The sequence below is a fragment of the Bacillus haynesii genome, from assembly GCF_001969855.1.
Classification (GTDB): domain Bacteria; phylum Bacillota; class Bacilli; order Bacillales; family Bacillaceae; genus Bacillus; species Bacillus haynesii.
The window spans coordinates 349,935-370,444 of record NZ_MRBL01000007.1 but is presented as its reverse complement, the minus strand read 5'-3'; the positions used below and the strand labels follow the sequence as shown (position 1 = coordinate 370,444).

The window sequence follows — 20,510 nt, the reverse complement described above, 5'->3', positions numbered from 1 at the left end:
TTAAGCTCGCTCCTTTTTCATTTTCATATATTCATTGTAGCCGTTCGCCCGAAGTTTGCAGGCCGGACATTCGCCGCAGCCGTCGGCAATGATTCCGTTGTAGCACGTCAGCGTCTCGTTTTTTACGAAATCAAGCGCATCAAGCTCATCGGCGAGCTCCCACGTTTCCGCCTTGTTCAGCCACATCAGCGGCGTGTGGATGACAAACGGGCGCTCCATCGCCAAGTTGACAGTGACATTGCAGGATTTGACGAACTCATCCCGGCAATCCGGATAGCCGCTGAAATCCGTCTCGCATACGCCGGTTATGATGTGCCGCGCGCCGACCTGGTAGGCCAGGATCGAAGCAAACGATAAAAACACAAGGTTGCGTCCCGGAACAAAAGTGGACGGAAGCTCGCCTTCTTTCGCCTCAATCTCGATATCATCCCTTGTCAAAGCATTCGGCGCAAGCTGATTTAACAGTTCCATATCAAGAAGGTGATGCTTGACGCCAAGCTTTTCAGCGATCTTTTTCGCGACTTCGATTTCCTGCTTGTGCCGCTGATTATATTGAAAGGTGACCGCCTCCACCTCCTGAAATTGCCGAAGCGCCCACAAAAGGCAAGTCGTACTGTCCTGACCGCCGCTGAATACGACGATCGCTTTTTCCTGTTTCATAATTCCTCCTTCTCCGCTTTTCGTCAGCATTTCATAAAAGAAGAGATTCAAAGATATCTAAATGAAAAAACACCTTTCTCTGTGAGAAAGGTGCTCTAGCAAAAAAACAATAAAAAAGGCCATACCCCAAGGATACAGCTTTCCTTAGTTTTTTATAGAGGGTTTTGCTAGAACCTCTCCCGCAGTTTCAAGCGGATTTTGTTTCAATTTTCCTTCGCCATCTTATCACAAATCGCACGTTTCGCCAAGTGCAATGCCTGCCATTCAACGCTCTGGCACCCTTTTGACGATCAGAAAGAAAATAAAGACGAGGCTCAGCTGGCCGAACAAAGGATAAATGGTCGATATCAGCTTTCCGTAGCCGATTTGTCCCGTCAAGTAGATTGTCAGCAGGATGAACATGAATATATACAGGCTTTTCATATGAATATATTCATTAATCTGCTTTTCAAGACCGTATAAATTGCCGATGACTGATGTGAAGACTTCCCCGAAAATGATAAACAGATAGATGATATGGACAGAATGCTGGACAATGAATACAACCTGTGCCATCGGGACTTCGTATAAAAGGACATCAGGCAATGTTGAAAGAGACAGAAAGCTCGCGATCAACACAAGGGTAAGCAGACACCCTCCGATTAATGCCCCTTTTATAATCAGCCGTTCAGATTTCAGTTCAGAAGCGATCGGCACGAGAACAGCCTGTGCGAGCGACAAATTAAAAGCGCCGTACGAAACAGCGGATAGAATCCAATCGGGGTTTGCCGAAAACGCCGCCAAATTGTGTATCTCCGGCCCTCTGAAAACAAACGAATCAAACAGGACGATGACTGTGAACAGGAGCAGCAGCGGAACGACAATGACATTGACGCCGAATATCCCTTTGACGCCCTTCATCATGACAAACAGACTCAAGGCAATCGTCGCAATCATCCCCGCTTGGTTTGAAAAGCCGAGCTGTTCCTCAAATATCGCCCCCGCTCCGGACAGCATGACAGACGTCACCCCGAGCAAAACGACGAGCATGAAGACATTGACAAATTTCCCAAGCGTATGGCCGAATAAATATTTATTCAGCTCCTGATAAGATTTGGCATTGATTCTGACCGCAATCAGCATCATTTTTGCACCGAGAAACGTAAACATCAGTCCGCTGATCAAAATTCCGGCCAATCCCGGCCAGCCGAATCTTAAAAAAAACTCGACGATTTCTCTTCCAGTTGCAAATCCGGCTCCGACGACCGTTCCTACATAAACAAATGCCAGCTGAAAGGCTGATCCATGTGATTGACTCATACGACTCCTCCGTAAACGAATTCCCTTTCTACACCATATGAGCCATGTCCTTTAAAAAGAAGGACAACTTCTCATTCAGGAACAAAAAGGAAAAATCATAGAACTTGAAAGTCAAAGAAGGTCAATGTATACTAATAGTCAGAAATGGTCAAACTGCAGACCATTTTTTCAAAGTCGATTGGTCAAAAAAGGTCAAATTCAATAAAGGGGGTTTTGGCAAATGCGTTGTCAACATTGTCAAAAAAATGAGGCGACGATTCGCCTAAACATGCAAATCAACTTTACAAAAAAACAGATGGATTTATGTGAAGACTGCTATAAAGAACTGACTCAGCCTTCTATGTTTTCAGGAAATCACTTTTTTGGCGGCGGAGGTTCTTTCTTCAGCCAGCCATCACAAGCGCAGACGCAAACCGCTGCTAAAAAAGGTTTGCTCGATGAACTTGCCGTCAATTTAACAAATGCCGCAAAGACCGGCTTGATCGATCCGGTGATCGGCCGCGATGATGAAGTGGCCCGTGTGATCGAGATCTTAAACCGCAGAAATAAAAACAATCCGGTCTTAATCGGTGAACCGGGCGTCGGTAAAACAGCCGTCGCTGAAGGACTTGCTCTCAAAATCGCCGAAGGTGATGTTCCAAATAAATTGAAAAACAAAGAGCTCTACCTGCTTGATGTCACTTCCCTCGTGGCAAACACCGGCATCAGAGGACAGTTTGAAGAAAGAATGAAACAGCTGATGAAAGAGCTGAAAGAACGCAAAAACGCGATCTTGTTTATTGACGAAATTCACCTTCTTGTCGGGGCCGGCTCTGCAGAAGGTTCCATGGACGCGGGCAACATTTTAAAACCTGCGCTTGCCAGAGGCGAGCTGCAAGTCATCGGCGCTACGACGTTGAAAGAATATCGCCAAATTGAAAAGGATGCAGCGTTAGAGCGCCGCTTCCAGCCGATCATGGTGCACGAACCGACAATTGAGCAGGCCGCCGCGATTTTAAACGGGCTTAAAGAAAAATACGAAGCATATCACGATGTGACTTACACAGATGAAGCGATCAAAGCCTGTGTTGTTCTGTCAAGCCGCTATATTCAGGACCGTCATCTTCCCGATAAGGCGATCGACCTTTTGGATGAAGCCGGTTCAAAAGCGAACTTGAAAATCGACACGGTCAGCGGTGAACAAGCTTCCCAACGCCTCAAAGAAATCGAAGCGGAAAAAGCCAAAGCGCTGCAGGAAGAAAACTACGAGCTTGCAGCAAAGCTCCGCGACGAAGAAGAAGCGCTGCACAAAAAAATGGAAAACCATGCGGAAGAAAAACGGGCAACTGTTGAAGCTGAAGACATTCAAGCAATCATCGAACAAAAAACCGGCATTCCGGTCGGCAAGCTTCAGCACGATGATCAGAAAAAAATGAAAGAGCTTGAAGCAAACCTTTCCAGCCGCGTGATCGGTCAAAATGAAGCGGTGAAAAAAGTGGCAAAAGCCGTCAGAAGAAGCCGCGCCGGACTAAAATCCAAAAACAGGCCTGTCGGTTCATTCCTGTTCGTCGGCCCGACCGGCGTCGGTAAAACAGAACTTTCTAAAAGGCTTGCGGAAGAACTGTTCGGCACGAAGGATGCCATCATCCGCCTCGATATGAGCGAATACATGGAAAAACACGCCGTATCGAAGCTGATCGGCTCACCTCCTGGATATGTCGGCCACGAAGAAGCCGGACAGCTCACCGAAAAAGTCCGGAGGAACCCGTACAGCATCGTTTTGCTCGATGAAATCGAAAAAGCCCATCCTGATGTCCAGCACATGTTCCTGCAAATCATGGAAGACGGACGTCTGACAGACAGCCAGGGGCGGACGGTCAGCTTCAAAGATACAGTCATCATTATGACAAGCAATGCCGGAGTATCTGACAAGCGGACAACCGTCGGTTTTAACCGAGAAGAACAAGTAATGGGCGAACAATCAATGATCGATTCCCTAAGCGGCTACTTTAAGCCGGAATTCCTGAACAGATTTGACAGCATCATCGAATTCCAGCCGCTCGAAAAAGAAGATCTTGTCAAGATCGTCGACCTCTTGCTGCAAGAGCTTGAAGAAACGTTAAAAGAACAAAACATGACGCTTGAGGTTTCAGATGAAGCAAAAGAAAAAATCGCTGAAATCGGATACCATCCGGCCTTTGGCGCCCGCCCATTAAGAAGAACCATTCAAACAGCAGTCGAGGATCAAATGACCGATCTGCTGCTTGAAGAAGATCACATCAAAGGTTTTGCGGTTATCGTTGAAAACGATGAAATCCTGGTGAAAACCACCGCATAACACAAACACAACGGCCTCCGCAATCGGAGGCCGCTTTACATACAACGTAAGAATCACAAAAATTCTATTTTTTAACATTAAATAACCCTAAAGTCCCTTTTCACCATGATTTTGCAACAATTTAAGAAACACCCTAAAGTTCCTATCACGCAACACCGATATTAACGATAGAAAAGTTAGTTAAAGGAATTGGTGAAAAAATGGACAAAACATCGTTAATTGGAATCATCTTAGCTATCATCGGAGTAGGTGTCGGCATGGTCATGAAAGGTGTCAGCCCTTCCGTTCTCGTCAATCCCGCGGCATGGCTGATCATCCTTGTCGGGACAATCGCAGCAGTTGTGATCGCTTTTCCAATCCGCGAGATAAAAAAGGTTCCCAAACTCTTCGGCATCTTGTTCAAAGAGAAGAAGATGATCGAAATCAACGAACTGATCCCGATGTTTTCCGAGTGGGCACAAATCGCAAGACGCGAAGGACTTCTCGCTTTGGAAGCAAATTTGAATGAGATCGATGATGAATTTTTGAAAAACGGCATGAGCATGGCGGTAGACGGCCAAAGTGCCGAGTTTATCAGGGACGTTTTAACTGAAGAAGTTGAAGCAATGGAAGAAAGACATCAAGTCGGAGCGGGTATTTTTACCCAGGCGGGCACATATGCGCCGACACTCGGCGTTTTGGGCGCTGTTGTCGGACTGATCGCCGCACTTGCGGATATGAGCGACACTGAAGCGCTTGGACACGCGATCAGCGCCGCGTTTGTCGCCACCCTTCTCGGGATCTTCACCGGATATGTACTATGGCATCCTTTTGCCAATAAATTAAAGCGGAAATCCAAACAGGAAGTCAAAGTCCGCGAAGTCATGATTGAAGGCATCCTTTCGATCTTGGAAGGCCAGGCGCCAAAAGTCATTGAACAAAAGCTTTTGATGTACGTCTCTCCAAGCGAACGCTCCAGCATCGTCATCCCAGAAGGAGACAAAGGAGAAAGCAGCAATGGCTAGAAAAAAGAAGCACAAAAAAGACCATGAAGAACACGTGGATGAGTCTTGGCTCATCCCATATGCCGACCTGCTGACACTGCTTTTGGCCCTGTTCATCGTACTGTTTGCGATGAGCTCGATCGACGCCAAGAAGTTCGATATGCTGTCAAAATCATTCAATGCCGTATTTACCGGGGGAACAGGAATGATGGATTATTCCAGCTTCACCGAGCCGAAAACGAGCACAACCGAAGATGGAAAAAGCCCTGACCAAGCAAAAGATCTCTCTCAAGATCAAAAAGAAAAAGACAAGCAGTCGCTGGAAAAAATTCAGGAGCAGGTCAACCGGTTTATTAAAGAGAAAAAGCTTCAAAAACAGGTCAATACGAAGCTGACAGACGAGGGCCTCCTCCTTTCCATCGAGGATAATATCTTTTTCGATTCCGGAAAAGCGGAGATCCGCCAGCAGGACATTCCGCTCGCCAAGGAAGTATCCGACCTTCTCGTATTGAACCCGCCCCGCAATATCGTAATCAGCGGGCATACGGACAATGTGCCGATTCGAAATTCTCAATTTAAATCCAATTGGCATTTAAGCGTGATGCGGGCTGTCAATTTCATGGGGCTTTTAATCGAAAATCCAAAGCTTGACGCCAAGATATTCAGCGCGAAAGGCTACGGGGAATTTAAACCGATCGCTTCAAATGACACCGAAGAAGGAAGAAGAAAAAACAGACGTGTTGAAATCCTCATCCTGCCGATCGGCCAGGAAAATCTGAATAAAAAAGAATAGGAAGCTGCCTTTTGGCAGCTTCCTTATTCTTTGCCCTTATAAATATTTCTTGCGTTCAGTCCGACTTTTTTCAGCATTTCGATGCAGGCTTCTTTCTCCTCATCGCTCAACACGCTGATCATGTGGTGAAGCTCTTCTGCATGACCTGGAAAAATCTTCTCCAAGAGCTCGGTGCCTTTATCTGTAATTTGCGCATAGGTCACCCTGCGGTCGGTCGTACAGGCTCTTCTCGCGATAAGCTGCTTTTGCTCAAGCTTGTCAACCACATATGTAATACTCCCGCTCGCCAGAAGAATCTTATCTCCTATTTGCTGAAGGGGCTGATCCCCTTTATGATAAAGGAGTTCTAAAACGGCAAACTCGGTTGGATTCAGACCATGATGATGAATATGTTTATTCATATGATCATTAATGGATCTGTACGCTCGAGATAATACAATAAATAATTTCAAGGACTGTTCCTGTTCTCTATTACTCATATCTCTCATCTCCAAAGAAACAACTACAGGAAAACATTAATAAACTATGAGGAAAATGTCAACTGTTAACATTCAAACCATGTTATGATGAGTAGGAATTGAACATCAAATAGATATATCCGGAAATTCCCCGGTATTGTGTCCTATTTTCACGGTATTGGTTATCTTTTCTATAAATCGGCTCTCACTAGTGATATAATACCTCTATTCCTGTATCGATTGGGAGAGAGTAAAAACATGCGCAATTTTAAAAATATATGGAAGAAAATCAGGCTTTATTTGATCTTGGTGACGATCCCCGCCTTCATTATAAGCTTTTTTGTATACGAACAAGAACGAGAAAATATCACGGAAAAGCACCGTCAGACTGCGACTCTCATGCTCAATATTCACCGCAACCAAATCAACTACCTGATCGGCGAAACAGAAGCAAGGCTCAGCTCCCTTGCCACGGCCCTCAACCACCCTGTTAATGAGCAGCATATCAAACGAATCCTGACGGAAACGTATAAAAAAGAACCGCGTTTTTCGGCTTTATACCTTTTAAATGAAGACGGCGATGTTATGGTGAGCACGTCGTCGCCCGTCAAAGAAAAAAAGGCGCTTTCGTACAAGAACATTCTGCAAAAAGCGGAAAAATCAAAGAAATCCGTGATCACAGACGAAATACATACAGTGTCGGACAGGCTGGAGCTGAATATTTTTACTCCTGTCTTTGACAGCGAAGGCAGAACGACAAATTTTCTGCTGGCTTCGATCCGCGTCGATTATCTGAAAAATATCATGAACGTCTTAAGACCTGAGCTTTACATCAAAATTCTCAATCAGAAAAATCAGATTGTCTTTACGGCAGGCCATTCTCCTCCTGAGAAGCCGGACGGCGGTACCGTCGACGCTTTTTTGGACCAGATCGACTGGAAGCTTGAAGTCTATCCGGAACCGGTCCAGCTTGATGAGATCGTTCACAGTCTCCTGTTGTCATTTTTAAGTATTTTCATTCTGCTGAATATTATGTTCCTCCTGCTCCAGTATGTGCTGCTGAAGCGGCGGACCAAGCAGGAGCGCGCCCAAAATGAAGCGCAGAAGCTAGAATTAATCGGCACCCTGGCGGCGAGCACCGCCCATGAAATCAGAAACCCGCTGACAGGTATCAGCGGCTTTATCCAGCTCCTTCAAAAAAAATATCAATCAAAAGAAGATCAAATGTATTTCTCAATCATCGACCAGGAAATCCGGAGGATCAACCAGATTGTCAGCGAGTTTCTCGTGCTCGGAAAGCCGACGGCAGAGCAGTGGCAGCTCAACGCCATGACTGAAATGATTGACGAGATCATGCCGATTATTTATTCTGAGGCCAATTTATATAATGTGGAAGTGGAATTTCAAGACTGCGGAGAAGATCCGGCTTATGTGTATTGTAAAAAGGATCATATTAAGCAGGTTGTCTTGAACGTCGCCAAAAATGCTCTTGAATCGATGAAAAACGGCGGAAAGCTGCTCATTCAAATCGAACATGATCAAGAGAAGGCGCAAATTATTGTGAAGGATATCGGAGAAGGCATTCCACAAGAAATGATGGAGAGTATTTTCCAGCCTTTTGTCACGTCAAAGGAAAAAGGTACAGGACTCGGCCTTGTCGTGTGCAAGCGTATCATTTCCATGTACGGGGGAACCATTCAAATCGAAAGCGAACGGCATAAAGGAACGACTGTGACGATTACGCTGCCGACTTCAAAGGAACAGGACGACTGAGGTTTCCCCGTTCCTGTAAAAGAGCCTGCCTTCCTTACGGCAGCTCTTTTTCGTTCATCCACTATGCCGTATATTTTTCAACGGGCAGACAGTCGATGCAGCCTAATAAATCTTGCAGCAGATTGTCCGGCGCGTTTTCATTCATAGACAATTTTTGATATTCATAGATTAATTGATCCAGCTCCTGGCTTCGCCTGATCGTTTCATCCCCTGTATATCCATATATTTCAGCGGCTTCAACCATCATTTGCCGCTTCTTGCTGATGGAAACGAGCAATGCTTCTTTTTCAACATACCTTTGCATACGCTTCACCCCTTACCGACATATCGTTTCTTAGAACCATCCAGATTTTGCGTACTTGAGCATTATTACAGATTATACTTATTTTGTAAACCTATTTTTCAAAAAAATATTTTGAAATCGAGTATAATAGATTTGTGGAATTAAAGGTGTAATACCCATCGATGCAATATGGTAAACAGCTTTAAAAGAGTTCATGCGGATAGAAGGAGGTCTAAATGATGAAAAAACCGGTTTCAAGGCTCCGAACCGTCTTTGCCGTGAAAGAAGCGTATTCAGACCTCTTATTGTTTTTCAGAGCATTTAGAGCCTGGAGAAAGGGAGACTACCCCTTATTCCCGAAAAAAACGATTTTACTGGCCGCGCTGGCATTTATTTATGTGCTGTCTCCGATCGATTTGATTCCCGATGTTCTCGCAGGCGTCGGCTGGCTTGATGATGCGGCTGTACTCGCTTTTCTGTTCAGGCAAATCACCAAAGAGCTGGACGGATTTGAAACACATCTAACGGGAGGAATAAACGGCAATGGCAAACAATAAAATTCTCGGCATCAATCATCTCTTGTTTTCGGTCTCTGACCTGTCCGTCTCTATTTCATTCTATGAAAAGGTGTTTGATGCCAAGTGGCTCGTAAAAGCCGAGAAAACCGCTTATTTTGACCTGAACGGCATCTGGCTCGCATTAAACGAAGAGAAAGACATTAAGAGACAGGAAATTCACGACTCTTACACCCATACCGCGTTTTCGATTCAACAGGAAGATTTGCCGTTCTGGGAAAAGAAATTACACGATTTAGGTGTAAACGTGCTAAAGGGCAGAAAACGGCATGAAGGCGACAAAGATTCAATTTATTTCTCAGATCCAGACGGCCATAAGTTCGAGCTTCACACCGGCTCTGTATTTGACCGTCTTCAATACTATCAAAATGAAAAACCGCATCTCTCATTTCATGAAGGCCACATCAAGGCCCTTTATGACAGAAACAAATAAAAAAGCGTCCACGGGGACGCTTTTTTTATGACTGGTTCACACTCTCTTTCTCATAAATCGGCACCCAGCCCTCTGTCGTCACAAAGATTCTGACAGCCACGACTTTCCGGTCTTCCTGAAGCGTGAAATAATGGCGGGTATTTTCAGGAACGGAGATCAAATCTCCCGGATTTAAGAGGACATCAAAAAATGTGCCCTCCTTTCCTTCTATCGCAAAGATGCCGTGGCCGCTGACGATAAATCTTACTTCATCGTCTGTATGATGATGCTCCTGTTTGAAATTTTTCAAGAGTTCATCGAGTTTCGGATTTTGGTCGGAAAGCGAGATAACATCGCTCGCTTTATAGCCGCGGCGTTCTGAAATGTCTTTGATTTCTGTGGCAAAGACGTCTAAAATCTCCTGTTTCTCTTCATCGGTCAAATCGTATTTTTCTTTTAAGCCTACCGGCAGTTTTGTGATATCCCACTTTTCATAAATGACTTCCTGCCGCTTTAGAAATTGTTCAACTTCTTCCTGCTTTTCAATGGTCGTGTTTTGTTCATCATGGATCCGAATTGTCGCCATGTTTTCTCCCCCTTTTTAATTAAACGTGATAAGCCTGCAAAGCTTTCAGCTTTAAATGCCAGCTGAACAAGAATTCATATGCTTCAAGCATCCGCTTTGCCTCAAATGCCGTTTTTCCCCAGACGGTAATACCGTGGCTGCGAATCAGCACTGCGCCTGAATCGCCTGAAAGGTGCCCGGCAAAATCCGCCGCCAAATCCGGAATATGAGCGCTGTTTTCGATAATCGGGATCGTCACCTCCGCATTTTCCTCCCAAAGCCCGAGCGCCTTTATGATTTCCTGGCCTCTGAATGTCACTTGCTTTTCTTTTGCATAAAGCTCTGAGATGACATTGTTGTCAATCGTATGGACGTGAAGACAGCAGCCGGCGTTTGTGTGTTGATAGACAAAGGTGTGCAGCAGCGTCTCCGCCGACGGCTTCAGCGCGTGTCCGGTCTCCGCCGGCCTCCCCTCTTCGTCCGCCAGCAGAAAATCCTCCGCGGTCTCTTTTCGCTTATCTTTTCCGCTTGCCGTGATGAGAAACCGCAGCGGGTCTTCTGATACTTTGATTGACAGATTACCGCTTGTCGCCGGGAACCAATCCCTTTCCGCAAGCTCTTTTTTTACCTCAGCAAGTTCCTGCCGTTTTTGCTCAGACACCATTCTTTCACCTCCGCGGTCTCTTCGAGTATTCGTCTTGCATCGTGGAAATCGCCGAATGCCGCATGCTTCAAGCCGAGCCCTTCACATTCCCGCAGCAAATAATCGCGCGCGATGCATAAGTCGGAACATTTGGCAGCTTCAACATCTGTAACGGAGTCCCCGATCATGACAACAAAATCGTCCCGGCCTTTCAGGCGGCGGATGATGGAAGGCTTGCAGCAGCCGCATTCATTTCCGCAGCTGCCGTCACACGGATACGGCCAGCGGATCTCGATATTGCGGCCGGTGAAGCCGGCCTCGTTGCAATAAATGCGGTCCTTTTCGATAATTCCTTCAAGCAGAGGATAGACGAAAAAATCCATCCCTCCGCTCACGACGTAAAACGGAAGACCCTTCTCATCCAGGAAAGAGACAAACTCTTTAAACCCGGGGCGGATCTCGGCTTGTGTCAGTACATAAGCCGTAATGTCTTCTTTCAGGCTGCTCGGCAGCAATTCAAACATTCTGCCGACTCCGTCCTTAATCGATATGTCCTTGGACAGAACCCCGTCTTTTAAAGCGATCCACTCCTCTGGAGCAAATTGTTTCATAATGCTGATGATGTTGTCGTTTGTTGTGATCGTTCCGTCAAAATCGCAAATGATAAGCGGCTTCCTCATACAGAAACCTCAATCCTTCCCCATTTTTCAAGGGCGAGCTTCAAATCGGGAGAACGCTTTGCTTTTTCTTCGACAGGCTCCGCTTCCAAGACGGCATCAATGACCGCCCGAAACGCTCTTCCTCCGCCTGCCGCTCCGTTTGGATGACCGTGAATCCCCCCGCCGGCATTGATAATATGGTCAATGCCAAAGTCTTTCATCAAGAGCGGAACCATGCCGGGGTGAATACCGGCCGACGGCACGACGAATGTCGGTTTAAAAACGTCTTCCTTCGTGCATTCATCGTATATGGCAAGCGCATCCCGCTTCGGCAGAGCAACGCTTCCGTACGGAGAAGGGAACAGGCTGAAATCAGCACCCGCATACCGGTTCAGCTTGCCGAGCAAGAGCGAATGGGAAAAACCGTAGTGCGGCGACGAAGTGAGTGCGCCGCTTACTGCCGGGTGCGCCATGATCGGCAGCGGGATGTCGTCGTCTTCCGCAAGGCTTTGCAAAACATCGAGCCCATAGGCAAACACATTAAGCAGCAAAACATCGGCTCCGAGTTCGGCTGCTTTTCTCGCCTTCGATTTCAGCTCCATTGTCCTGCCCGTCAGATTGACGGCATACAGCGTTTTGCGCCCTGTTTCTTCAAAGGCGGCCTCAAGCACTTTCCTTCCTTCCGTGATTCGTTTTTCAAAGGGGGCACTGCCTGTTTCGAATAAGATTTCATCGTCCTTGATCAAATCCACTCCGCCGAGCGCCTGCTGCCTCAGTTGTTCCTTCAAGTCTTCCATATCGCGGCCGATGACGCCTTTAAAAATGCTCATCAACAGCGGCCTTTCAAATTCGCCGATTTTTTTCCGGATCCCGTATACGCCGAATTTCGGACCCGGCAATGATTGTTTAAAAGACTGCGAAAACTCCAAATCCGCCAACTTTATTTTTCCGTCGAGAGACAGCTTGCCAAAAACGGTCGTCAGCACAGCGGGAATGTCGTTTGTAAAATTGGCTTCCGGATAGGCGATGGTGACCGTTGCCTGTTTTTCCCCCAGCGCGCTTTCTGTTTCTTCGACCTTGACGACGCGTCCTTTATGCTTTTTCAGCTGCTCCTGCTTTAAGAGCGGCAGATCTGTCCACGATCCGACCGTCAACCCGATCGCGATTTGCTCGGCCCGCTTTTCTGCGTCACATCCCGGATCTGCCAAAATATATGTTGCCAAAAGTTCACTCATTCTGTAGCTCCTTCCTGTTTCAGGCATATAAAAAAACCTCTTTTGCTGCTTTAGCTAAAAGAGGTTTCGCTTTTCAGGTTCGAATCCTTATCTCTCAGCGTCAGCTGCAAGAATTAGCACCGTGCTTAAAAAGTCGGTTGCCGGGCTTCATCGGGCTTGTCCCTCTGCCTGCTCTTGATAAGAATATTGATTTTATAAATTATTTTGAATTATCCCATCGTTTTTCCCGGTTGTCAATGACTGTTGCCGGTCTTTTTGAATATATTCAGCTTGGCAATACGCGAAGCCGCTTCCCGGAGCCGCTCTTCGCTTGTCAAGAGGCCGACTCTCACATAGCCTTCTCCGTGTTTGCCGAAGCCGATGCCGGGCGCTGTGACGACATTCGCTTTTTCGAGAAGCAGATCGGAAAAAGCCTCAGATGTGTAACCATCGGGAACAGGCATCCAGGCAAAAAAAGATCCTTGCGGAGCATCCGCATGCCAGCCGATATCGCGGACCGCACGAATCCATACATCCCGCCTTTTTTCGTAGCGCTCATTTTGCTCCTGGACACACGCTTGATCTGATAGGAGTGCGGCCGCCGCGGCGTCTTGGACCGCTTTAAAGAGGCTGACATACATATGGTCCTGATAAAGGTTCAGCGCTTCGATCACAGAGGCGTTGCCAACCGCAAACCCGACCCGCCATCCAGCCATATTATACGTTTTGGATAGCGTGTAAATTTCGATTCCTGCGTCTTTTGCCCCCGCCGTTTCCAAAAAGCTGACAGGCCTCTTGCCGTCGTAGCCAATCGCGCCGTAGGCAAAATCGTGGACGACGCAAATCCCGTTCGACTTGGCAAACCGGACGGTTTCTTCGAAAAAAACAGGTGTGGCTTGGGCACCGGTCGGATTGTTCGGATAATTTAAATACATGAGCTTCGCTTTTTCTTTCACTTCCTTCGAAATCCGGCTGTAGTCAGGCAGAAACTGATTGTCCGCTGTAAGCGGCATCGTTTCCATGTTCGCTCTTGCCAGCTCAACGCCCGACCAGTAGTCGGGATAGCCCGGATCGGGAACGAGCACGGTATCCCCCGGATTTAACAAACATTGCGGAAGCTCGACAAGACCGGCTTTTCCGCCGAACAATACAGCGACTTCGCGTTCGGGATCGAGCTGTACGCCGTATTCCCTTTGATAGAACGCGGCTGCCGCCTCCTTCAGTGAACGGCTGCCGCGAAAGGAGGAATACTGGTGGTTTTCAGGATTGCGGACGGCTTGCGCCATTGTATCAACGATGTGATCCGGTGTCGGCTGATCCGGATTCCCCTGTCCGAGATTGATGACATCATGGCCGGCGGCAATTTTTTCATTCACCTTTTTGACCAAGGAAGCAAAAAACTGCTCCGGCAGCTGTTTCAACACATCTGAAAGCTCAAATTTCATACGATTCACCCGCTTTTGAAAAATTCTTGAAATGATAGTCCATCATCATATATTGTTAAATGTAAAATGTAAAGAAAAAAATGAGGTGATCCAGATTGAAGCTGACAATTTCATGCTTGCAATTCGATATCGCATACGGCAATCCTTCTGAAAATTTTAAAAAAGCGGAGCAGCTGATCGAACAGGAAAGCCGGAAGACGGATGTCCTTCTCCTTCCCGAGCTGTGGACGACGGGTTATGATTTGAAAAATCTCGGCTCCATCGCGGATGAAGAAGGCAGGCAAACGAAGAGATGGCTGCAGGAAACGGCAAAAGCAAACCGGGTCCATATCGTATGCGGCTCAGTCGCCGTCAAGAAAAAAAGCGGTGTGTACAATATCATGTACATCGCAGACAAAAACGGAAATTTGATCAAAGAATACAGCAAAGCTCACCTTTTTCAGCTGATGGACGAACACCTCTATTTGTCATCGGGCTCAGGCGACGGGAGCTTCGAGCTTGAAGGGACCCCGGCTGCGGGGTTCATCTGCTACGACATCCGTTTCCCGGAATGGATCAGAAAACATACGAAGGAAGGTGCGGGCATCATCTTTGTATCGGCGGAATGGCCGCTCGCCCGCCTCGATCACTGGCAAAGCCTTTTAAAAGCCAGAGCAATTGAAAATCAGTGCTTTGTCGCAGCCTGCAATCGTGCGGGAAAAGACCCGGCAAACGAATTTGCGGGCCACAGCATGGTCATTGATCCGCTCGGCCGCATCCTCGCTGAAGCAGGACACGGAGAAGCGGTCATCAGGGCTGAAATTGACCTCGTGGACATTGAAAAAGCGCGGGGGCAAATTCCGGTTTTTGAGGACATTCGCAAAGATTTATATTAAAAAAGTGTTGACAAGAAAACGGAGATGCTGGTAATATGTTCAGCAACTGACCGAACTGAAATTTCAAAATTTTATATTGAATTCTCTTATCGAGAGTTGGGTGAAGGACTGGCCTAATGACCCCAACAGCAACCGACCGTAATACCATTGTGAAATGGGGCGCGAAACTTTGCGCCGCTAGGGCACGGTGCTAATTCCATCAGACTTTAAATTCTGAGAGATAAGAGAGGCGTACGCGACAAATCAGCCTCTTTCTCTCGACGAGAAAGAGGCTTTTTTATTTGTTAATGACACTTTAGGGGGAATTACATATGACCGTAACGAAAACCGCAGCATACGAAACTTTGACTGAAAGCTCCGCGGCCGCGCTTGCCGTCCGTCTCGGGCTTTTTCCAAGCAAAAGCACCCTGACGTGCCAGGAGATCGGGGACGGAAACCTGAACCTGGTCTTCCGCGTTTATGACAAAGAGCAGCAAAAAGGGTTGATCATCAAGCAGGCGGTGCCTTATGCAAAAGTCGTCGGCGAAAGCTGGCCGCTGTCGCTTGACAGGGCAAGAATCGAAAGCAGTGCGCTGATCCGCCAGGCTGAGCATGTCCCGCATCTTGTCCCGAAAGTGTACTATTCTGACACCGAGCTTGCCGTCACCGTATTGGAAGACCTTTCTCACTTAAAAATCGCCAGAAAAGGACTGATTGACGGGAAGGATTATCCGCACCTGTCGGAAGACATCGGAGAATTCCTTGGAAAAACGCATTTTTACTCGTCTGAATATGCGCTTGACCCAACGGTTAAAGAGCGGCTTGTGAAGCAGTTTACGAATCCGGATCTGTGCGATATTACAGAAAGCCTTGTGTTCACAGACCCTTTCTTTGACCATGAGACGAACGATTTCGAAGAAGAGCTTCGCAATGAAGCGGAAGATATTTGGCGTAATGAAGCATTAAAAATTGAAGCGGCAAAGCTGAAGCAGCGCTTTTTATCCGCAGAGGAAACGCTGATCCACGGCGACCTGCATACAGGCAGCATTTTCGCCGGTGAAGAAGCCGAAACGAAAGTCATCGACCCTGAATTTGCGTTTTTCGGACCGATCGGGTTTGACATCGGGCAGTTTATCGCCAACCTGCTGTTAAACGCGCTGTCCCGCGAAGAAAACAGGCGGGCCCCTTTATACCGCCATGTCGAGACCGTCTGGAATACGTTCAGCCGGACATTCAGCGAAGCGTGGAAAAACGACGCTCTTGACGCTTGCAAAAATGAGAAGGGGCGCCTTGAATCAGTCCTGAAACAGACGTTTGAAGACGCAGCAGGCTTTGCCGGCTGCGAAATAATCCGCCGGGCGATCGGTCTCGCCCATGTTGCGGACCTTGATACAATCGTTCCGTTTTCCCGGAGAATCAGCCAAAAAAAGCTCGCCCTTAAAATAGGCGCAGCATTCATAGAAAAACGCAGCGGTTTCCGAACACCAAAAGACATGATTGAAGCGTTTCGAAACGCGCTTAAGGAGTGAATGACATGCCGGAACAATTTGCGGTGCCCCGCTCTGTCGAATGGGAAGAAACATCAGTAAAAATCCTGAACCAGCAAAAGCTTCCCGAAAAGACGGAGTACCTGCACCTTACAACTAAAGAAGACGTCTATGATGCGATCCAAACGCTAAAAGTGAGGGGGGCGCCTGCCATCGGCATTACAGCCGCCTTCGGGCTCGCTCTATGCGCACAAAGCATCGATACATCTGACGTTTCCGTATTTCTGCGGGAGCTCGGCAAAATCAAGGATGAACTCAATCAGGCAAGGCCGACAGCCGTCAATTTATCCTGGGCCCTCAATCGGCTGGTAAAAAGCACGGAGGGCGCAAAATCGGTCAATGAAGCAAAAACAAATCTGATCCACGAAGCCATTCAGATCCAGGTTGAAGACGAAGAAACGTGCCGGCAAATCGGACAGAATGCACTGCATTTGTTCAAATCGGGCGACAGCATCATGACCATCTGCAACGCCGGATCGATCGCGACCAGCAGGTACGGTACGGCCCTTTCTCCGTTTTATCTTGCCAAAACAAAGGATCTCGACCTTCATATTTATGCATGTGAAACAAGGCCTGTTCTGCAGGGGGCGCGCCTGACGGCATGGGAGCTTATGCAGGGGGGAATTGACGTGACACTGATTACAGACAGCATGGCTGCTCATACGATGAAAGAAAAAAACATTTCAGCCGTCATTGTCGGAGCAGACAGAATCGCAAGAAACGGAGATACAGCCAATAAAATCGGAACATACGGCTTAGCAATCCTCGCCAAAGCCTTTCAAATCCCGTTTTTTATCGCTGCTCCCCTGTCAACTTTTGATGTCTCGATTTCATGCGGCGACGACATTCCGATTGAAGAACGCGATCCGGATGAAGTCAGACAGATAAACGGAACGCAAATAGCGCCGCAAGAAGTGCCTGTATTCAATCCTGCCTTTGATATCACGCCGCACGATTTAATCTCTGGAATCATTACGGAAAAAGGGATTATCACAGACAGATTTGAAGAAGAAATTGAAGCGCTGTTTTCCGCTGAAGCCCTTACTTAGGCCGCTTTAGCGGATTTTAATCAATTTGATGATGTCTTTCTTTTGCTCTTCGGTCAACACGTGCAGCTTGACGAACAATTCCGCGTATCCTGCTATTTTTTTCGGGCGGTTTATTTTCACTTATTCGTCCTCCTTTTTTTACCAAGGCCAACATTTTTAACTTAATAAAATTATATGTCGCGGACGAAAAAAAGAAACGGCGTGCTCGTATATTATTTTCCCTTATACGCAATATTTTCGATGTCGAGCAGCACCGCTTTTTTATCCGTTTCATTTCCGGAATACCCCGTCAATGAACGATTTTTGCCGATGACACGGTGGCACGGGATCAAAATCGGCAGCGCATTTCTTTTATTGGCCTGGCCGATTGCGCGAACAGCTTTCGGATTCCCGACGGCGCACGCGATGTCTAAATAGCTCCGTGATTCACCGTACGGGATCGACTGCAGCGCCTCCCACACCTTTTTCTGAAACGGAGTTCCATCCTGGCGGAGAGGAAGGGTGAACGTTTTCCGCTTCCCCTTGAAATATTCTTCGAGCTGTCGCTTGGCCTCCTTCAACAATTCCGTTTCGGCCGGGCGAAGCTCCAGGCCGTCTTGCGGAAGCTGTTTTAGTTCATCTTTTTCAAATAGCAAATGTGTAATGTGGTGATTTTCCTCGACAATGTAAGCTTGTCCAAAAGGCGAGGTCATTTCAATATAAAAGCCCATGATGCGATTAAGCCTCCTCCTCATGCTGCTGTCTGATCGGGAGAGTCAGGTGGAATGTCGTGCCTCTCCCTTCTTCACTTTCAACTTCGATTTTTCCTTTATGTTCTTCAATAATTTTATAACTGACCATGAGCCCGAGTCCAGTGCCCCGTTCTTTTGTTGTGTAAAAAGGTTCGCCGAGCCTCTTCAATTTGTCTTCCGTCATGCCGATACCTTCGTCAGCAAGCGAGACAATGATATGGTCGTCTCCTTTCGGTTTGATCGACACATATACGTTGCCTCCGTCAGGCATCACTTCGATCGCATTTTTCAAAATGTTGATAAATACCTGTTTCAGCTGATTCGGCTCGCAATAGATCAGCGGAATGCCGTCTTCGCACTTCAGATGCATCTGAACGTTGTCAAGGTTTGCCTGTGCGTGCAGCAGATCCATAGTGTCCTGCATGATTTTGACGACATTTTTTTCTTCATACATGATCGCCTGCGGTTTTGCAAGAATGAGAAACTCCGTAATAATCGATTCAATCCTTTTGAGCTCTGATGTGATGACATTAAAATAAAGCGCGTGATCCTCATTTTGGATGCTGCCTTTCAGCAGCTGGATAAATCCTTTTAATGCCGTCATCGGGTTGCGGATCTCATGGGCAATTCCGGCTGCGAGTTCTCCGACGACATGAAGGGTATCAGACTTGCGGAGCCGTTCTTCAAGCTCTTTTCGTTCCGTCACGTCTCTGAGCATCGCCAAATTCATATTTTGAATGATGTTTCGCTTAAATGAAAATTCAAGAATCCGTTTTTGGTCACTCAGCAGGAATGGGATATCATTGTCCATTTCTTCAAAGGAAATCGTTTTAGCGGGAGAAGCCGCGTTTTCGATGTGATAGCCGGAAATGACGTCAAGAAGATTGGACGTTTTCAGCTGTTCAAGAGGGATGCTGAGAATTTTTCCGGCAAGGGGGTTCGCATCGATAATATCGTACTGGTTGTTGAAAAGAACGATTCCGTCCATTGATCCGTTGAAAACTTTTCTGAACTTCAATTCGCTTTCCCGCAATTCTTGTTCCATCCGTTTTCTGTCGCTGACATTTCTCAAAATGGTTAAGTCCTGGCTGTCGAACATGATTCGTTTTGACGTGAACTCAAGCTCCTTATATTGTCCGTTTGCCATACGAAACAGCAGCTCCGCCCGGATTTCTCCTTTTTGATCGTATTGCTTTTGAATGGTATGATACCGCTGATCGGTTTGATCAATAAAATCAGTCATCTTCTTGTTGAGCAGCTGGTCCATCGGCAGTTCGAAGATTTTGCAGGCCGACTGGTTCGCTTTGACGATGCGGCCGTCGTTATTCATCAGTATGATGGCATCCATCGCATTTTCAAAGACTTCCCTAAAGCGTTCTTCGCTTTTAAACAGCTGTTTTTCCATCGAGCGCTTCTCCGTAATATCCCTCATAATCGACATGTAAAAGCCGTTTAAAATATTCGAGGTTATCGTCAGCTCAAACAGCCTGTCTTCTCCTGATCTGAGTCGGACAGGAAGCTCCCCTTTTGCTTTCCCTCTTCTGAAAAGAGCGTTCCAGATTTTATCGAGCCGCCCCTTGTTTTCAGGGGATACGAATTGAGACAGCTTCAGTTTTGAAAGCTCTGATTTTTCGATTTCGAAGCTCTGGCAAAACGAATGGTTTGCATCGATGAAACAGCCTTGTTTATCAAAGATGACGATTCCTTCTACCGCGCGGTGAAACAAATCTTTAAACAGCTTTTCATTGATGGTGCGCTCCCGCTCCAATATTTTTTTCGACGAAATGTCTCTCATGACGACAAAAAAGCAGTCCTCACCGATTCCTTTGCTTGCAGTAAACTCGATATATTTGACAGATCCGTTGTCAAGCCTGATGGCCACTTCTTTTTTTGCATATCCCCGTTCTAAAAAGCGGTGAATGTTCTGGTTCAGTTCATCCGGCGGAACGGCGTGCAGGAAATCGAGCGCCGATCGGTTCAGCAAATTCTTTTTTTGGCTTTGCAGAATCTTGCAGGCAGCATCATTCGCCTGGATGATGTTCATCTGTTTATCCAATATAAAAATAGCGTCCAGCGTCCCGTTAAACAGCAGTTCATACTGATACAAATCCGCTTTCAGCTTGGCGTTTTCTTTCTTCAGTCTGTTCAGCTGGTTTTGCAGATTTAAGGATTCATTCAAATCAAGAGTTTCCTCCATTTACTACACTCCTTCTTGAAAACCTGTCCTCCAATTATTCTACAAACCGGAAA

Annotated in this window: 21 protein-coding genes and 3 riboswitches; of the genes, 9 read left to right on the top strand and 12 right to left on the bottom strand. The window is 46.8% G+C overall.

Annotated elements, in window-relative coordinates; translation table 11 throughout:
• Entirely contained in the window at positions 1 to 660 is a 660-nt protein-coding gene (gene queC, locus BTA31_RS08760; RefSeq protein ID WP_043927469.1) for a 7-cyano-7-deazaguanine synthase QueC, read from the bottom strand.
• A gap of 138 nt (positions 661 to 798) precedes the next feature.
• Positions 799 to 843: riboswitch (PreQ1 riboswitch) on the bottom strand.
• Positions 844 to 924: 81 nt separating this feature from the next.
• Complete coding sequence (locus tag BTA31_RS08755; RefSeq protein WP_076790879.1) at positions 925 to 1,959, bottom strand: YkvI family membrane protein; 1,035 nt, start codon at positions 1,957 to 1,959, stop codon at positions 925 to 927.
• A gap of 220 nt (positions 1,960 to 2,179) precedes the next feature.
• Between BTA31_RS08755 and clpE the strand changes: the two genes are divergently transcribed.
• The 3 genes from clpE to motB all read left to right on the top strand — a co-directional run bounded on the left by clpE (position 2,180) and on the right by motB (position 6,052).
• A complete protein-coding gene (gene clpE / locus BTA31_RS08750; RefSeq protein ID WP_076790876.1) occupies positions 2,180 to 4,276 on the top strand; it encodes an ATP-dependent protease ATP-binding subunit ClpE in 2,097 nt (698 codons plus the stop codon).
• 200 nt (positions 4,277 to 4,476) lie between these two features.
• On the top strand, positions 4,477 to 5,280 hold the full coding sequence (gene motA, locus BTA31_RS08745) for a flagellar motor stator protein MotA (RefSeq protein WP_043927394.1): 804 nt from the start codon (positions 4,477 to 4,479) through the stop codon (positions 5,278 to 5,280).
• Positions 5,273 to 6,052, top strand: a complete 780-nt coding sequence (motB, locus tag BTA31_RS08740; protein ID WP_043927393.1) for a flagellar motor protein MotB — start codon at positions 5,273 to 5,275, stop codon at positions 6,050 to 6,052. Before motA ends, motB begins: the two co-directional genes overlap by 8 nt.
• 23 nt (positions 6,053 to 6,075) lie before the next feature.
• Here the strand turns inward: motB and mhqR are convergent, their stop codons facing one another.
• Positions 6,076 to 6,531: a MarR family transcriptional regulator MhqR gene (gene mhqR / locus BTA31_RS08735; protein ID WP_043927391.1), complete on the bottom strand. Its 456-nt coding sequence runs from the start codon at positions 6,529 to 6,531 to the stop codon at positions 6,076 to 6,078.
• 237 nt (positions 6,532 to 6,768) lie between these two features.
• Between mhqR and BTA31_RS08730 the strand changes: the two genes are divergently transcribed.
• Complete coding sequence (locus BTA31_RS08730; RefSeq protein ID WP_076790874.1) at positions 6,769 to 8,283, top strand: PAS domain-containing sensor histidine kinase; 1,515 nt, start codon at positions 6,769 to 6,771, stop codon at positions 8,281 to 8,283.
• Between the two features lie 61 nt (positions 8,284 to 8,344).
• Here BTA31_RS08730 and BTA31_RS08725 read toward each other — a convergent pair whose 3' ends face one another.
• Positions 8,345 to 8,587, bottom strand: a complete 243-nt coding sequence (locus tag BTA31_RS08725) for an aspartyl-phosphate phosphatase Spo0E family protein (RefSeq protein WP_043927388.1) — start codon at positions 8,585 to 8,587, stop codon at positions 8,345 to 8,347.
• Positions 8,588 to 8,802: 215 nt separating this feature from the next.
• On the opposite strand from BTA31_RS08725, the gene BTA31_RS08720 reads away from it, so the two are divergent.
• Positions 8,803 to 9,123, top strand: a complete 321-nt coding sequence (locus tag BTA31_RS08720) for a YkvA family protein (protein WP_076790871.1) — start codon at positions 8,803 to 8,805, stop codon at positions 9,121 to 9,123.
• On the top strand, positions 9,110 to 9,574 hold the full coding sequence (gene fosB / locus BTA31_RS08715) for a metallothiol transferase FosB (RefSeq protein ID WP_076790869.1): 465 nt from the start codon (positions 9,110 to 9,112) through the stop codon (positions 9,572 to 9,574). Before BTA31_RS08720 ends, fosB begins: the two co-directional genes overlap by 14 nt.
• Positions 9,575 to 9,599: 25 nt before the next feature.
• On the opposite strand, the gene BTA31_RS08710 is transcribed toward fosB, so the two are convergent.
• The 5 genes from BTA31_RS08710 to BTA31_RS08690 form a co-directional block, all read right to left on the bottom strand.
• The gene (locus BTA31_RS08710; protein WP_043927383.1) at positions 9,600 to 10,139 is read right to left on the bottom strand and encodes a 1,2-dihydroxy-3-keto-5-methylthiopentene dioxygenase; all 540 of its coding nucleotides are present in this window, start codon (positions 10,137 to 10,139) and stop codon (positions 9,600 to 9,602) included.
• A 19-nt stretch (positions 10,140 to 10,158) separates the two neighbouring features.
• On the bottom strand, positions 10,159 to 10,782 hold the full coding sequence (locus BTA31_RS08705; RefSeq protein WP_076790866.1) for a methylthioribulose 1-phosphate dehydratase: 624 nt from the start codon (positions 10,780 to 10,782) through the stop codon (positions 10,159 to 10,161).
• Positions 10,743 to 11,441: a 2-hydroxy-3-keto-5-methylthiopentenyl-1-phosphate phosphatase gene (mtnX, locus tag BTA31_RS08700; protein WP_076790863.1), complete on the bottom strand. Its 699-nt coding sequence runs from the start codon at positions 11,439 to 11,441 to the stop codon at positions 10,743 to 10,745. The genes BTA31_RS08705 and mtnX overlap by 40 nt, the downstream gene beginning before the upstream one ends.
• The gene (mtnW, locus tag BTA31_RS08695; protein WP_142243749.1) at positions 11,438 to 12,655 is read right to left on the bottom strand and encodes a 2,3-diketo-5-methylthiopentyl-1-phosphate enolase; all 1,218 of its coding nucleotides are present in this window, start codon (positions 12,653 to 12,655) and stop codon (positions 11,438 to 11,440) included. The genes mtnX and mtnW overlap by 4 nt, the downstream gene beginning before the upstream one ends.
• An 84-nt stretch (positions 12,656 to 12,739) precedes the next feature.
• A riboswitch (SAM riboswitch) is annotated at positions 12,740 to 12,839 on the bottom strand.
• Between the two features lie 49 nt (positions 12,840 to 12,888).
• Entirely contained in the window at positions 12,889 to 14,079 is a 1,191-nt protein-coding gene (locus tag BTA31_RS08690; protein WP_076790858.1) for a pyridoxal phosphate-dependent aminotransferase, read from the bottom strand.
• Between the two features lie 95 nt (positions 14,080 to 14,174).
• Here BTA31_RS08690 and BTA31_RS08685 point away from each other — a divergent pair, with 95 nt between their 5' ends.
• The 3 genes from BTA31_RS08685 (at position 14,175) to mtnA (ending at position 17,529) form a co-directional block, all read left to right on the top strand.
• Positions 14,175 to 14,954, top strand: coding sequence for a carbon-nitrogen family hydrolase (locus BTA31_RS08685; RefSeq protein WP_076790854.1), 780 nt, complete (start codon positions 14,175 to 14,177; stop codon positions 14,952 to 14,954).
• A gap of 83 nt (positions 14,955 to 15,037) precedes the next feature.
• Positions 15,038 to 15,181: riboswitch (SAM riboswitch) on the top strand.
• A gap of 84 nt (positions 15,182 to 15,265) precedes the next feature.
• On the top strand, positions 15,266 to 16,462 hold the full coding sequence (mtnK, locus tag BTA31_RS08680; protein WP_076790851.1) for an S-methyl-5-thioribose kinase: 1,197 nt from the start codon (positions 15,266 to 15,268) through the stop codon (positions 16,460 to 16,462).
• Between the two features lie 5 nt (positions 16,463 to 16,467).
• Positions 16,468 to 17,529 carry an S-methyl-5-thioribose-1-phosphate isomerase gene (mtnA, locus tag BTA31_RS08675; protein WP_076790849.1) on the top strand — a complete coding sequence of 354 codons (1,062 nt, stop codon included), beginning with the start codon at positions 16,468 to 16,470 and terminating at the stop codon, positions 17,527 to 17,529.
• Between the two features lie 6 nt (positions 17,530 to 17,535).
• Here the strand turns inward: mtnA and BTA31_RS23275 are convergent, their stop codons facing one another.
• The 3 genes from BTA31_RS23275 to BTA31_RS08665 form a co-directional block, all read right to left on the bottom strand.
• Positions 17,536 to 17,649, bottom strand: a complete 114-nt coding sequence (locus tag BTA31_RS23275; protein WP_239693157.1) for a hypothetical protein — start codon at positions 17,647 to 17,649, stop codon at positions 17,536 to 17,538.
• Between the two features lie 92 nt (positions 17,650 to 17,741).
• On the bottom strand, positions 17,742 to 18,239 hold the full coding sequence (locus tag BTA31_RS08670) for a methylated-DNA--[protein]-cysteine S-methyltransferase (RefSeq protein ID WP_043927371.1): 498 nt from the start codon (positions 18,237 to 18,239) through the stop codon (positions 17,742 to 17,744).
• A 7-nt stretch (positions 18,240 to 18,246) separates the two neighbouring features.
• Positions 18,247 to 20,457 carry a PAS domain-containing sensor histidine kinase gene (locus BTA31_RS08665; protein WP_076790847.1) on the bottom strand — a complete coding sequence of 737 codons (2,211 nt, stop codon included), beginning with the start codon at positions 20,455 to 20,457 and terminating at the stop codon, positions 18,247 to 18,249.
• Positions 20,458 to 20,510 lie beyond the last annotated feature (53 nt).

Bases quoted from the DNA above. Each gene is read 5' to 3' on its own strand.
- motA (WP_043927394.1), top strand. From the start codon at position 4,477: ATGGACAAAACATCGTTAATTGGAATCATCTTAGCTATCATCGGAGTA.
- motB (WP_043927393.1), top strand. From the start codon at position 5,273: ATGGCTAGAAAAAAGAAGCACAAAAAAGACCATGAAGAACACGTGGAT.
- mhqR (WP_043927391.1), bottom strand. From the start codon at position 6,531: ATGAGTAATAGAGAACAGGAACAGTCCTTGAAATTATTTATTGTATTA.
- clpE (WP_076790876.1), top strand. From the start codon at position 2,180: ATGCGTTGTCAACATTGTCAAAAAAATGAGGCGACGATTCGCCTAAAC.
- mtnX (WP_076790863.1), bottom strand. From the start codon at position 11,441: ATGAGGAAGCCGCTTATCATTTGCGATTTTGACGGAACGATCACAACA.
- BTA31_RS08755 (WP_076790879.1), bottom strand. From the start codon at position 1,959: ATGAGTCAATCACATGGATCAGCCTTTCAGCTGGCATTTGTTTATGTA.
- mtnA (WP_076790849.1), top strand. From the start codon at position 16,468: ATGCCGGAACAATTTGCGGTGCCCCGCTCTGTCGAATGGGAAGAAACA.
- mtnK (WP_076790851.1), top strand. From the start codon at position 15,266: ATGACCGTAACGAAAACCGCAGCATACGAAACTTTGACTGAAAGCTCC.
- BTA31_RS08690 (WP_076790858.1), bottom strand. From the start codon at position 14,079: ATGAAATTTGAGCTTTCAGATGTGTTGAAACAGCTGCCGGAGCAGTTT.
- BTA31_RS08730 (WP_076790874.1), top strand. From the start codon at position 6,769: ATGCGCAATTTTAAAAATATATGGAAGAAAATCAGGCTTTATTTGATC.
- BTA31_RS08710 (WP_043927383.1), bottom strand. From the start codon at position 10,139: ATGGCGACAATTCGGATCCATGATGAACAAAACACGACCATTGAAAAG.
- queC (WP_043927469.1), bottom strand. From the start codon at position 660: ATGAAACAGGAAAAAGCGATCGTCGTATTCAGCGGCGGTCAGGACAGT.
- mtnW (WP_142243749.1), bottom strand. From the start codon at position 12,655: ATGAGTGAACTTTTGGCAACATATATTTTGGCAGATCCGGGATGTGAC.
- fosB (WP_076790869.1), top strand. From the start codon at position 9,110: ATGGCAAACAATAAAATTCTCGGCATCAATCATCTCTTGTTTTCGGTC.
- BTA31_RS08665 (WP_076790847.1), bottom strand. From the start codon at position 20,457: ATGGAGGAAACTCTTGATTTGAATGAATCCTTAAATCTGCAAAACCAG.
- BTA31_RS08720 (WP_076790871.1), top strand. From the start codon at position 8,803: ATGATGAAAAAACCGGTTTCAAGGCTCCGAACCGTCTTTGCCGTGAAA.
- BTA31_RS08705 (WP_076790866.1), bottom strand. From the start codon at position 10,782: ATGGTGTCTGAGCAAAAACGGCAGGAACTTGCTGAGGTAAAAAAAGAG.
- BTA31_RS08725 (WP_043927388.1), bottom strand. From the start codon at position 8,587: ATGCAAAGGTATGTTGAAAAAGAAGCATTGCTCGTTTCCATCAGCAAG.
- BTA31_RS08670 (WP_043927371.1), bottom strand. From the start codon at position 18,239: ATGGGCTTTTATATTGAAATGACCTCGCCTTTTGGACAAGCTTACATT.